A 12,877-nucleotide genomic window follows, 5' to 3' on the forward strand; every position below is an offset into this window, starting at 1 on the left:
GGCGCTGCCTCAGCCAGCAAACAGGCCGGGTACGGTGTTTTCCTGCTCAAAGCGCAGCAAGGCGGCTTTCAGCGGCAGGCCGCCGGCATAGCCGGTGAGGCTGCCATCCGCCCCCAGCACCCGGTGGCATGGCACGATCAGCGCAATCGGGTTTGTCGCATTGGCCCGCCCCACCGCGCGGGCAGCACCGGGCTTGCCCAGCGCCAGTGCCAGTTCGCCATAGCTCATGGTCTGGCCGTAGGGAATCCGGCACAGCGCGGCCCACACTTCCTGCTGGAAGTCCGTGCCATGCGCGGCCAGCGGAATATCAAAACTGCGCCGCTCACCGCGCTGGTATTCATGCAGCTGGCGCGCCACTGCGGCCACCGCGGCATCGTCACGCCGGCTGCCGGACAACACCGCCCGCTGCATTTCCTGTTCCAGATGAAAATCCAGCCGCAACAGGCGGCCTTGCAAGTCCAGCCACACCATGGCGGGGCCGAAGCGGGTATCCACCACGCCGTGGCAGGCAGCATTGGGCGGCACGCTCAGGGCCGTCATGCTGTCCTCTTCTGCTTGCGGACTGGCGGACGCTGGGTGGGTCGTACCGCCTTGGCCATCCCACAAACTGCCCTGGGCAAACAATGGCGCGGCGGCGCGTGCAGCGGGCATGGACAGGCCGGACACGTCAGGCGCATCCTGGCTGAACAGATCGGGTATCTCGGGTTTCATGCATGCTCCGTCAGGCTGGCCCACAAATGCAGGGTGGCCAGGCTGCGACAAGGGGAAAAGACTTGCATCAGCTGCTCGGTCTGGCGGGCATCGGGCCGGGCCGGCAGCGCATGAAAACGCTGCAAGGCGGTGGCAAGGCCACTGTCGCCAATCGGCGCACAATCGGCCAGACCCAGCCCCCTCAGCATCACATAACGCGCCGTCCACGGCCCCACACCATGCAGGGACAGCAGTTGGCGCTCCGCTTCGGCCGCAGCAAGGCCGGGCAGCGCGTACAGCGGCAGGCTGCCATCCAGTACTGCCCGCGCAGCACCCAGCAGGTAGCTGGCCTTGGAACGGGAAAAACGCTGCGCCGTCAGCTGTTCGGCAGACAGTGCGGCCACCTGGGCCGGGCCGGGGTGGGCCAGCAAGTCACTACCGGCAATCGGCACACCCGCCAGCTGAATCAGGCTGCGCCTGAGCGCTGTGGCAAAGGACAGGTTGATCTGCTGGCCGATGATGGCCCAGCACAAGGCTTCAAACGGTTCAGCTGTCAGTGGCAGCCACAGTGCGGGTTTGCCTGCCAGCAGGCGGGCGGCATCCGGCTGCTGGCGGGCCAATGTCATCCAGGCATCGCGCTGGCCATCCAGCCCGGCCATGCGGCGCACCGCCTGCTGAACCTGCGGCAACAAGGCAGGCCAGTCATGACTGGCCGCACCACATACCCTGACCAGCAAGCGGTCCGGGCTGAAACGCAGCTGCAACTCCACCGCAGCCCCCTGCAGCAGCACGCCTTTGCGCAGGTGCTGCTCTTGCAGCCGTTCGGCCGGGCCTGCCGGGTCGCGGCCATGATAGGCCAGCACACTGGCGGCGTGATAATCCGCCGGCAAGGCAATCTCGAATGCGTGTTCCACCACCTGCTGCATGTTTGCTCCGGCCATGCGGCCAACGGTGCCGCGCTGGCGCGATTATCGCGCAGATGACTGGCGCTGGCACCTTGCATCTTGCGCTTGAATCAAGGGATGCAGGCTGAAGCCTGTTGCGCTCAGACTGTCAGGGAGGTTTCCGCCAGATCACCAGCAAACACCACCCGACGCTTGCCCATGCGCTTGGCCGCATACATGGCCTGGTCCGCCGCGCGCAGTACCTCGTTGGTGGCCATGCCCTCGGAAAATACCGCCACGCCCGCGCTGAAGCTGAAACCCACACTGCCGGACCTTGCTTCGGCACAGGCGGCTTGCAATTGCTCCAGCAGCTGGCCCACCTCCGCCACTGAATGACGGCTCAACAGCAAGCCGAACTCTTCACCACCAATACGACCCAGATAGGCAGGCTTGCTCAGCTGCTCCAGCAAGTCGGCAAAGCACACCAGTACCTGGTCCCCCACGGCATGGCCGTGGCTGTCGTTGATCTGCTTGAAGTCATCCAGGTCAATCAGCACCCAGAACCAGTGCTGGCCCTTGCCGGCCGGTGCGCGTTCATTCAGCCGGGCAAACAGCGAACGCCGGTTGGGAATGCGGGTCAGCGGATCGATTTCGGCCAGACGGCGGAATTCGTCCTGCATGAAGAACATGGAGTACATATTGTGCTGCATGGTCCGGTTCAGCGTGATGGCCACCACGAACACCCCGAAAGCCAGCAAGGCAAACAAGGCGGGCGACATGCTGGCTGCCGGCCCGAGGCCGCAGATGTAAAAGGCTGAGGCACCGGTAAAGCTGAGAATGGCCAGGCAGTCGTGCCTGGAGGGGGTGACAAAGGAATTGTAAAACCAGATGGTAATGATGATGGGAATGATGAAGGGATCGCCCGGACCGGCCATGCTTTTTACTTCCAGCGCAAAAATCAGGGTCAGCAATACCGCATAGGCAATGGTTCCGGCACGCCATACCAGCACGCTGGGCGACAGGGCCTTGACCAGTCCCACCAGGATGATGGCAGCCAGCAGCATGGCTTCGGTATTGCCCAGTCCGGCAGCCAGATAGGGGTTCATGACAAAGCTGGCAATGATGAAGACGATGCCGGCGCTCTCCAGAAACACCACCGGCCTGAACAACCTGCCGCGCATGTAATGGTAGTAGTCCGCCTCGGTGGCTTTGTAATTGCTGTTCATGGTAATGGCTCTGCTGGACAACAAGCCGTCAGTCTGTCGACTGGCGACACAACATGGCGGGTCAGGCAAAGCGTGCATGCAGCAGGTAACAAGCTGGCAAGAACAGCTGACAGTAGCGTGCTGGCACTGGGAAAGCCCAAGCCATACAGCGTGTTCAATGCCGGATTGGTACAGCAAGCCGCAGACCTTCCCCGATATTTTCAAATCAAAAGAACAGCTGTATTCATTGATTCGATCAAATACTAACAGCATTCATGCCATCGACCTAGCCAGCAGTGCTGACCGACGGCAGGTACTGATCATTTCATCCGGCTGCTGCAGCAGGCCTGTTTTAACATGCCAGTCTGACAGCACGGTGAACGTGGACTGACAGACAACACCAGCAGGCAAGCAGCTACTGCTACAGATTTTCCGGTATAGCAGCCCACCTCCTTGCAGAACAGGAAGTCCATGAAAAAAGGCCCCGCAGGGCCTTGGTCAAGCAAAAATCCGGATACAGACATCAGGCACGCGGGCGCACCAGCTGCCAGGCGCGGCCCAGATAGGCCAGCGCGCCAAAGCCGCTCCATACATGCACCAGACGGGTAAAGGGGAAGATGACGAACACGCTCATCCCCATGAACAGGTGCAGTTTGAAGATGGGGGACGCAGCCACGATGTACTGCGCAGCATCGCCTCGGAAGGTGACGACATGCTGTGCCCAGGTCATCAGCAGTACCATTTCGTGGCCATCCAGATGCTGGGCGGACACGGCGATGGTGCACAGGCCCAGTACCAGCGTGGCCAGCAGCCACAGCAGTACCAGCTTGTCGCGCCAGGTGGTGTTGGCGGCCAGACGCTGGTTGCTCAGGCGGCGATGCAGCAGGATCAGCAGGCCGATCAGGCCCAGCGAACCCATGATGCCACCGGCCGTCATGGCAAATACCTGTTTGAAGCTGTGGGTGACGCCCAGTGCTTCCCATACCGACAACGGAGTCAGCAGGCCCACCAGATGGCCGAAGAACAGGCCCAGCACACCGATGTGGAACAGGATGTTGCCCAGGCGCAGATTGCCGCGATACACCAGCTGGGAGGATTCGCTCTTCCAGCTGTACTGTTCGCGCTCAAAGCGCATCAGGCTGCCCAGCAAAAAGATGCTGAGCGCGATGTAGGGATAAATCCCGAAAACGAATTGATGCAGATAGTCCATATCTCTCTCCTTGCTGTTCCGGCCAGCCCATGACAGCGCGGGCCGGGAACGGGCAGATTCAGGCGCCGGGTCGCGACGGGTAGAAATTGACCGGAGCTATGGCCGGCATGGCGGGCTTGAGCAAGGGCTCGCTGCCATCCGCACCGGGGCCAAAGGTTTCCAGCAGTTCGTCCATGTCGCGGATGGGCGGTACGGTCAGCGGCTCCGGTGCCACCGGCGACAGCCATACCAGCAAGTCAAGCACCCCGGCATAGGGCGAGGACGATTCGCGCAGCTTGCCGGCGATATGGCCCAGCACATGCACCGCATCGCCCAGCAGGCGGCTGCCCTCTTCTGCCTCGCACTGCGACAGGAACTCCAGGAACAGCGGCACGTAGTCGGGCAGCTCGGCGCAGACCGGCTCGAAACCGTGGGCCTTGTACTCTTCCATCAGGTCCACCATGGCCTGACCGCGGGCGCGATCCTCGCCATGAACATGCTCGAACAGGTGCAGCGAGTGCGACGGGCTGCGGTCGAAAGTCTGCACATAGCCTTCCTGCAGCGCGATCAGATCGCTGCCCTCCAGCTGCGCCAGCAGCGGTTCCAGCATGCTGGCTGCCGTTGGCGTAGCCTGCAGCGCGCTGCGGATGTCATCCAGCGCCGCCAGCAACTCGGGCTCCGGATAGCACAGCAGGGCCGAGGCAATCTTGAACAATGACTGGTTCATGGCTTAGCTCCCGGCGTTGGCCTTGCGGTCGCGCCGCATGTCGTGGAACACGATGGGGGTGGCCTTCTTCTTGCCAAACAGGCTGGATTCGGACGTGCCGCCGGAGCAGCCATTGCCGAAGGTGAAGCCACAGCTGGCCTTGTCGTCGAAGGTGTTTTCCACCATTTCCTTGTGGCTGGACGGAATCACGAAGCGGTCTTCGTAATTGGCAATCGCCATCACCTGGTACATTTCTTCCACCTGGGCCGGTTTCAGATGCGTACCGCGCAGGGTGGCCGGGTCGCTCACCTTCTCCACGCTCTTTTTGCGCATGTAACGACGCATGGCCACCATGGTTTCCAGTGCGCTCACCACCGGCTCCTCCTTGCCTGCGGTCAGCAGGTTGGCCAGATAGCGGATGGGGATGCGCAGGTCTTTCACGTCCGGGATGATGCCGTTGTCACCGATCAGGCCGTTTTCCAGCGCGCTCTGGATGGGAGAGAGCGGCGGGATGTACCACACCATGGGCAGGGTGCGGTATTCCGGATGCAGCGGGAAGGCTACTTTCCATTCCATGGCCATCTTGTACACCGGCGAATTCTGCGCGGCGCTGATCCAGGCTTCCGGAATGCCCTGCTTGCGGGCCTCGGCCTGGATTTCCGGCGAGTTCGGATCGAGGAACACGCCCAGCTGCGCTTCGTACAGGCTCTTCGGGTCTTCCACGCTGGCAGCGGCTTCGATGCGGTCGGCGTCGTACAGCAGCACGCCCAGGTAGCGGATGCGGCCTACGCAGGTTTCCGAGCACACGGTGGGCTGACCAGCTTCGATACGCGGATAGCAGAAGATGCACTTTTCGGCCTTGCCACTGGTCCAGTTGTAGTAAATTTTCTTGTACGGGCAGCCGGACACGCACATGCGCCAGCCACGGCACTTGTCCTGGTCGATCAGCACGATGCCGTCGTCTTCGCGCTTGTAGATGGAGCCGGACGGGCAGGAGGCGACACAGGCCGGGTTCAGGCAGTGTTCGCACAGGCGCGGCAGATACATCAGGAAGGTGTTCTCGAAGGCCGAGTACATTTCCTTCTGGATGCCTTCAAACAGGGCATCCTTGCTGCGCTTGGAGAACTCGCCGCCCAGGTCGTCTTCCCAGTTGGGGCCCCATTCGATCTTGTCCATCTTCTTGCCGGTCAGCACCGATACCGGGCGGGCCGTCGGCGGGGTCTGCATTTCCGGCGCGTTCTGCAAGTGCTCGTAATCGAAGGTGAAAGGCTCGTAGTAGTCGTCAATGGACGGCAGGTTGGGGTTGGCAAAGATATTGGCCAGAATGCGCATCTTGCCGCCCTGCTTGGGCACCAGCTTGCCATTGGGCTTGCGTTCCCAGCCGCCCTGCCATTTTTCCTGGTTTTCCCAGTCCTTGGGGTAGCCGACGCCGGGTTTGCTTTCCACATTGTTGAACCAGGCGTATTCCACACCGTCGCGGCTGGTCCAGACGTTCTTGCAGGTGACTGAACAGGTATGGCAGCCAATGCACTTGTCCAGGTTCAGCACCATGCCGATTTGTGCACGGATTTTCATTTGGTATCTCCTGCGGGCTGTGCTACTTGGTCCAGCCAATCCACTTTTTTCATCTTGCGCACGATGACGAATTCGTCACGGTTGGCACCCACCGTGCCGTAGTAGTTGAAGCCCCAGGACAGCTGGGCGTAACCGCCAATCATGTGCGTCGGCTTGGTAACCGCACGGGTCACCGAGTTGTGGATGCCGCCGCGCTTGCCGCTGGTTTCCGCACCCGGCACGTTCACGATTTTTTCCTGGGCGTGGTACATCAGCGTCATGCCTTCCGGTACGCGTTGCGATACCACCGCACGGGCGGTCAGCGTGCCGTTGACGTTGAATACTTCGATCCAGTCGTTGTCGACGATGCCAGCCTTTTTGGCGTCCACTTCCGATACCCATACATGCGGGCCGCCACGCGACAGCGTCAGCATGCGCAGGTTGTCCGAATAGGTACTGTGGATGCCCCATTTCTGGTGCGGGGTGATGAAGTTGAGCACCAGCTCGTGGTTGCCATTGGACTTCTTGCCCAGGATGGCCTGGGTGGTTTTCAGGTCCACATGCGGCTTGAACACGCACAGACCTTCACCAAAAGCACGCATCCACTGGTGATCCTGATAGAACTGCTGGCGGCCGGTGATGGTGCGCCATGGAATCAGCTCGTGCACATTGGTGTAGCCGGCGTTGTAGCTGACTTCTTCGCTTTCCAGGCCAGACCAGGTGGGAGAGGAAATGATCTTGCGCGGCTGCGCCTGCACGTCGCGGAAGCGGATGCTGTCATGCTCGCGCGGCAGTGCCAGATGGGTGTGGTCGATACCGGTTACCTTGGACAAGGCTTCCCAGGCTTTTACCGCCACATGGCCGTTGGTTTCCGGGGCCAGGGTCAGAATCATCTCGGCCGCGTCGATGGCGGTATTAAGCCGTGGCTGGCCCTTGCCTGCGCCCTCGGCCACGGTATGGTTCAGGCCGCGCAGCACGTCCACTTCGTGGCCGGTTTTCCAGCTGATGCCCTTGCCGCCATTGCCCACTTTTTCCAGCAGCGGGCCGATGGAGGTGAACTTGTCGTAGATGGCGCCGTAGTCGCGCTCTACCACCGTCATGGCCGGCATGGTCTTGCCCGGCACCGGTTCGCACTCGCCCTTCTTCCAGTCACGCGGGTCAAACGGCTGGCCCAGTTCCTGCGGGGTGTCATGCATCAGCGGGGTGAGCACCAGGTCCTGCTGCACGCCCAGGTAGTCCTTGCCGATTTCGGAAATCTTCTTGGCAAAGCCCTTGTAGATTTCCCAGTCCGACTTGGCCTGCCACAGCGGCTGTACGGCTTCGGACAGCGGGTGGATGAAGGGGTGCATGTCGGAGGTGTTGAGGTCGTCCTTCTCGTACCAGGTAGCGGTCGGCAGCACGATGTCGCCGTACAGGCAGGTGGTGGACATGCGGAAGTCCAGCACCACCAGCAGGTCCAGCTTGCCTTCCACCGCCGGACGCACGGTGATTTCGGTCGGCTTGATGCAGTCTTCCTCATTGCCCATCACTGCGTTCTGGGTGCCCAGCAGATATTTGAGGAAGTATTCGTGGCCCTTGCCGGAGCTGCCCAGGATATTGGAACGCCACACAAACATATTGCGCGGGAAGTTCTTCGGGTTGTCCGGGTCGTTGCAGGACATGTCCAGCGTGCCGTTTTTCAGGCTGTCCACGGCAAACGGGATGGCATCCTTGCCAGCGGCCTTGGCGGCGCGGGTGATGTCCAGCGGGTTGGTGGTCAGCTGCGGGGTGGACGGCAGCCAGCCCATGCGTTCGGCCTTGGCGTTGTAGTCAATCAGGCTCATGTTGGCCATCTTGCCGTCGGCAGTCGGGCACAGGATTTCATTAATGCCCAGCTTTTCATGCCGCCACTGGCTGGTATGGGCATAGAAGAAGCTGGTGCCGTTCATCTGGCGTGACGGACGTACCCAGTCGCCAGCAAAGGCCAGCGGAGCCCAACCGGTTTGCGGACGCAGTTTTTCCTGGCCCACATAGTGGCACCAGCCACCACCGCTCTGGCCGATACAGCCACACAGCATCAGCATATTGATGATGCCGCGGTAGCTCATGTCCATGTGATACCAGTGGTTCAGCGCGGCACCGACAATCACCATGGACTTGCCATGGGTCTGGTCGGCGTTCTGGGCGAATTCGCGCGCTACCTGGATTACCATTTCCGGCTTCACGCCGGTGTGCTTTTGCTGCCAGGCCGGGGTGTACGGTACGTCGGCCATGTAGTCGTTGGTGACATTGCCGCCGCCCAGGCCACGGTCGATACCGTAGTTGGCTGCCATCAGGTCGAATACCGTGGCCACCAGTGCGGTGCTGCCATCAGCCAGCACCACCTTGCGGGCCGGTACGTTACGGGTAAGCAGTTCTTCGTGTTCGGCCCCGAAATACGGGAAGCCAACGCCAACTACTTCGTCACGGTTTTCAATCAGGGACAGACGGGCCGATACCTCGCGGCCAGTGCTGCTGTCATGCTGTTGCAGGTTCCACTTGCCGCTCTGGCCCCAGCGGAAGCCGATGGAACCGGTGGGAGCCACGATGTCGCCACTGGTTTCGTCGAATACCAGGGTCTTCCATTCCGGGTTGTTGTCTTCGTTCAGCTTGTTTGCCAGATGGCTGGCACGCAGGAAGTAGTCCGGCACATAGTGTTCGCCATCCTTGCGCAGCGTCACCAGCATCGGCATGTCGGTGTAGCGGCGGATGTAGTCGGTGAAGTAGGCCGACGGCTTGTCCAGGTGGAATTCCTTGAAGATGACATGGCCCATGGCCATGGCCAGTGCGGCATCGGTGCCCTGCTTCGGGGCCAGCCAGATGTCGCCGAACTTGGCCATTTCGCCAAAGTCACTGGAAACGGCCACGGTCTTGGTGCCCTTGTAGCGCACTTCGGTATAAAAGTGGGCGTCTGGGGTACGGGTCATCGGGATGTTGGAGCCCCACACCATCAGGTAGGTGGAGTTGTACCAGTCGGCCGATTCGGCCACGTCGGTCTGCTCGCCCCAGATTTGCGGGCTGGCCGGCGGCAAGTCGCAATACCAGTCGTAGAAGGACAGCGGCACGCCGCCGATCAGGCTGAGGTAACGGCTGCCCGCGGCGTAGGACACCATGGACATGGCCGGAATCGGCGAGAAGCCCACCACACGGTCCGGGCCGTAGTTCTTGATGGTGTAGGCATTGGAAGCCGCGATGATTTCGTTGGCTTCATCCCAGTTGGCACGCACAAAACCGCCCTGGCCGCGCTTGCTCTTGTACTGCTTGGCCAGTTCCGGGTTCTGGCTGATGTGCTCCCAGGCTTCAACCGGGCCCATGCTCTTGCGCGCCTCGCGCCACAGCTTGGCCAGACGGCCACGGATCATCGGGTATTTCACCCGCTGGGCCGAGTACACATACCAGCTGTACGAAGCGCCACGCGGGCAGCCGCGCGGTTCGTGATTGGGCAGGTCCGGCCGGGTGCGCGGGTAGTCGGTCTGCTGGGTTTCCCAGGTAATCAGCCCGTTCTTGACATACACCTTCCAGCTACAGGAGCCGGTGCAGTTCACCCCGTGGGTGGAACGCACGATCTTGTCGTGCTGCCAGCGTTGGCGATAGGCGTCTTCCCACTGGCGGTCTTCATTCACCACCGCGCCATGGCCATCGGCAAAGGTGGATTTCACCTTGCCAAGGAAATTCAGTCTGTCCAGAAAGTGGCTCATCTTGCCTCCGAGTTTTTACCGCCAGATGCGGTGCCGCGGCCGCGCCGCGCAGACATTGCTTACGCTGGACAGATTAAGTCCGGGCAACAACGACGCCCATTCGCCACTAGAGGAAAAGCCCATGCGCAGAGTGAGGAGACGCGCTAGACCATAAGGAGTAGCTCGCCCTACTCCGTCACCCGAGGACATGAAAAAAGCGCCCGCGTGGGGCGCTTGTGTTGCGGCTGGATGCAAGGAGCACTCAGCAAGGCATTTCCGCGTTTTTGCGCGCGTAGAACCACCAGTTGATCAGCACGCAGCTGGCGTAGAACAGGATGAAGGCGTACAGTGCAGCCTCCACGCCACCGGTCATGGAAATGGAGGTGCCATAGCTCTTGGGAATGAAGAAACCGCCATAAGCACCAATGGCACCGGAGAAGCCCAGCACGGCAGCCGCTTCACGCGTGGCATCGGCCTGTGCCTGCTTTTGTACCGCCTCGCCCTTGCCGGCCAGGCGCTGATGCAGGGTGAGGAAGATCACCGGCACCTGCATGAAGGTGGAACCGTTACCCACACCGGTCAGCGCAAACAGGCAGAGGAACATGGCAAAAAAGCCCTGGAAACTGCCGCCCTGGCCTGCATGCGGCAAGAACACCAGCACGCCGCCCACCGCCAGCATCATCAGCAGGAATACCGCCTGGGTCACCTTGGCACCGCCAATCTTGTCCGCCAGCCAGCCGCCTACCGGACGCGCCAACGCGCCCACCAGCGGGCCGTAGAACACGTATCTGGTGGGGTCCACATCCGGGAACTGGCCTTTCATCAGCAGCGGGAAACCGGCAGAGAAACCGATGAAGGAACCAAAGGTGCCGATGTACAGCCAGCACATCAGCCAATTGTGCTTGCGCTTGAAAATGACCACCTGGTCGGCAAAGGATGCGCGAGCCGAGGCGATGTCGTTCATGCCCAGCCAGGCGGCAATGGTGGACAGCACAATAAAGGGCACCCAGACAAAACCCGCATTCTGCAGCCACATTTTTTTGTGCACCGCCGCCTTCACCCACACTTGCGGCTCGCCGCCAAAGGCACCGAACACGCCCATGGTAATCACCAGCGGCACCACGAACTGCACCAGCGACACGCCCAGATTACCCAGTCCGGCATTCAGCCCCAGCGCCGTGCCCTTTTCCGCCTTGGGGAAAAAGAAGCTGATATTGGACATGGACGAGCTGAAATTGCCACCACCAAAGCCGCACAGCAAGGCCAGCACCACCATGGTGATGTAGCTGGTATTCGGGTCCTGCACCGCGTAACCGATGCCGACAGCCGGAATCAGCAGGCTGGCGGTGGAAATGGCGGTCCATTTGCGGCCACCGAAAATCGGCACCATGAAGCTGTAGAAAATGCGCAGAGTGGCACCGGACAGTGCCGGCAATGCCGCCAGCCAGAACAGCTGGTTCTGGCTGTAGCTGAAGCCGATATTGGGCATGTTCAGCACCGCCACGCTCCACACCTGCCAGATGACAAAAGCCAGCATCAGCGCGGGGATGGATATCCACAGATTGCGCCGGGCAACGGCCTTGCCCTCCTGCTGCCAGAACTCCTTGTTTTCCGGTTCCCACCGGTTAAGTACATGTGACATCACGTCCTCCCTGACGGCCACTCGGCCATCAATCAAAAATGGGGTTGCCGGGCTTAGCCGGCCTTGCTGGCTGCCAGTGCAGCCTTGCCCTGTGCGGGCTTGAAGGAAAAATGCATCCACACCAGCGACACGCACACCGTGCCGTACAGCAGCATGAAGGCGCTGCTGCGCACGCCGGTGACATCCAGCAGCACGCCAAACAGGATGGGCAGCAGGAAACCGCCCATGCCGCCCGCCAGGCCCACCACGCCGGATACCGCGCCGATATTGTCGGGAAACTCATTGGCAATGAACTTGAACACCGAGGCCTTGCCGATGGCCATGGCAATGCCCACGCCAAACAGCATCAGGGTGAACTGGGTTACCCCCAGTCCGATATGGAAGCTTTGCACGCCATGGGTAGTGGTGATGCTGAAGTCGGTTTGCGGATAGGACAGGATGAAAAACGCCACCCAGCAGGTCCACATCACGCCCCAGGTCACCTTGTAGGGGCCAAAACGGTCGGACAGCCAGCCGCCCATCGCCCGCAGCACGCCGCCGGGCAGGGAGAAACAGGCCGCCAGAAAGGCCGCATGCTTGATGTCAAAACCGTACTCGCCCACGTAGTACTTGGTCATCCACAGCGCCAGCGCCACATAGCCGCCAAACACTACCGAGTAGTACTGGCAGTAGCGCAGCACCGCCGGGTTCTTCATCAAGGCCAGCTGTGCACCCAGGCTGGCCTTGCTGCGTACCAGATGCGCCGTGTCCTGATAGGAAAACAGCCAGAACAGGATGGCTGTCACCAGCATGATGCCGGCGTAGACCGAAGGCACCAGCTGCCAGCCACCGATGGCGATGATGCCGGGAGCCACCAGCTTGGTGAGCGAGGAACCGGCATTACCGGCACCAAACACGCCCATGGCCATGCCCTGCTGTTCCGGCTTGAACCAGCGCGCCACATAGGGCGTGCCCACCGAAAACGCGCCGCCAGCCAGCCCCACCAGCAGGCCGATGGCCAGGAACTGCCAGTAAGCCGTGGCGTACTGCATGATGAAAATGAAGGGCACGCAGGTCAGCATCAGCATAAACAGCACGATGCGGCCGCCAAAACGGTCGGTCCAGATGCCCAGCGGCACCCGTACCAGCGAGCCGGACAGCACCGGCGTGGCGGCGAGGATGCCGAATTCGGTTTCGTTCAGGCCCAGATGCTGCTTGATGGGAATACCCAGCACGGCAAACATCATCCAGATCATGAAACAGATGGTGAAGGCAGTGGTGCTGGAAGCCAGTACCGCATATTGCTTGAAGCGTAATGAAGCCATGATGCCAA

Annotated in this window: 9 protein-coding genes; all 9 read right to left on the reverse strand. The window is 61.1% G+C overall.

The features are described 5' to 3' along the window. Positions 1-9 precede the first annotated feature (9 nt). The 9 genes from JHD62_RS22970 to JHD62_RS09950 all read right to left on the reverse strand — a co-directional run bounded on the left by JHD62_RS22970 (position 10) and on the right by JHD62_RS09950 (position 12,869). Positions 10-711 (reverse strand): methylated-DNA--[protein]-cysteine S-methyltransferase, encoded by a 702-nt coding sequence (locus tag JHD62_RS22970; protein ID WP_304506245.1) that lies wholly within the window; start codon positions 709-711, stop codon positions 10-12. After that, a complete protein-coding gene (locus JHD62_RS09915; RefSeq protein ID WP_199102753.1) occupies positions 708-1,616 on the reverse strand; it encodes a DNA-3-methyladenine glycosylase 2 in 909 nt (302 codons plus the stop codon). The genes JHD62_RS22970 and JHD62_RS09915 overlap by 4 nt, the downstream gene beginning before the upstream one ends. Before the next feature lie 119 nt (positions 1,617-1,735). Further along, positions 1,736-2,800 (reverse strand): diguanylate cyclase, encoded by a 1,065-nt coding sequence (locus tag JHD62_RS09920; protein WP_199102754.1) that lies wholly within the window; start codon positions 2,798-2,800, stop codon positions 1,736-1,738. Positions 2,801-3,302: 502 nt separating this feature from the next. Next, positions 3,303-3,989 (reverse strand): respiratory nitrate reductase subunit gamma, encoded by a 687-nt coding sequence (gene narI / locus JHD62_RS09925; protein ID WP_045846262.1) that lies wholly within the window; start codon positions 3,987-3,989, stop codon positions 3,303-3,305. A 58-nt stretch (positions 3,990-4,047) separates the two neighbouring features. Further along, positions 4,048-4,695, reverse strand: coding sequence for a nitrate reductase molybdenum cofactor assembly chaperone (gene narJ, locus JHD62_RS09930; protein WP_199102755.1), 648 nt, complete (start codon positions 4,693-4,695; stop codon positions 4,048-4,050). 3 nt (positions 4,696-4,698) lie between these two features. Then, on the reverse strand, positions 4,699-6,249 hold the full coding sequence (gene narH / locus JHD62_RS09935) for a nitrate reductase subunit beta (RefSeq protein WP_110312945.1): 1,551 nt from the start codon (positions 6,247-6,249) through the stop codon (positions 4,699-4,701). After that, positions 6,246-9,944, reverse strand: coding sequence for a nitrate reductase subunit alpha (locus tag JHD62_RS09940; RefSeq protein ID WP_199102756.1), 3,699 nt, complete (start codon positions 9,942-9,944; stop codon positions 6,246-6,248). The genes narH and JHD62_RS09940 overlap by 4 nt, the downstream gene beginning before the upstream one ends. 241 nt (positions 9,945-10,185) lie before the next feature. Beyond that, a complete protein-coding gene (locus tag JHD62_RS09945) occupies positions 10,186-11,565 on the reverse strand; it encodes a NarK family nitrate/nitrite MFS transporter (RefSeq protein WP_199102757.1) in 1,380 nt (459 codons plus the stop codon). Positions 11,566-11,618: 53 nt separating this feature from the next. After that, entirely contained in the window at positions 11,619-12,869 is a 1,251-nt protein-coding gene (locus JHD62_RS09950; protein ID WP_199102758.1) for a nitrate/nitrite transporter, read from the reverse strand. Positions 12,870-12,877: the final 8 nt, after the last annotated feature.

It is taken from the genome of Aquitalea sp. ASV11, from assembly GCF_016429185.1.
Lineage (GTDB): Bacteria > Pseudomonadota > Gammaproteobacteria > Burkholderiales > Chromobacteriaceae > Aquitalea > Aquitalea pelogenes.

Excerpts from the sequence above, each read along its gene's own strand:
- JHD62_RS22970 (WP_304506245.1), bottom strand. The coding sequence starts at position 711 with ATGAAACCCGAGATACCCGATCTGTTCAGCCAGGATGCGCCTGACGTG.
- JHD62_RS09915 (WP_199102753.1), bottom strand. The coding sequence starts at position 1,616 with ATGCAGCAGGTGGTGGAACACGCATTCGAGATTGCCTTGCCGGCGGAT.
- JHD62_RS09920 (WP_199102754.1), bottom strand. The coding sequence starts at position 2,800 with ATGAACAGCAATTACAAAGCCACCGAGGCGGACTACTACCATTACATG.
- narI (WP_045846262.1), bottom strand. The coding sequence starts at position 3,989 with ATGGACTATCTGCATCAATTCGTTTTCGGGATTTATCCCTACATCGCG.
- narJ (WP_199102755.1), bottom strand. The coding sequence starts at position 4,695 with ATGAACCAGTCATTGTTCAAGATTGCCTCGGCCCTGCTGTGCTATCCG.
- narH (WP_110312945.1), bottom strand. The coding sequence starts at position 6,249 with ATGAAAATCCGTGCACAAATCGGCATGGTGCTGAACCTGGACAAGTGC.
- JHD62_RS09940 (WP_199102756.1), bottom strand. The coding sequence starts at position 9,944 with ATGAGCCACTTTCTGGACAGACTGAATTTCCTTGGCAAGGTGAAATCC.
- JHD62_RS09945 (WP_199102757.1), bottom strand. The coding sequence starts at position 11,565 with ATGTCACATGTACTTAACCGGTGGGAACCGGAAAACAAGGAGTTCTGG.
- JHD62_RS09950 (WP_199102758.1), bottom strand. The coding sequence starts at position 12,869 with ATGGCTTCATTACGCTTCAAGCAATATGCGGTACTGGCTTCCAGCACC.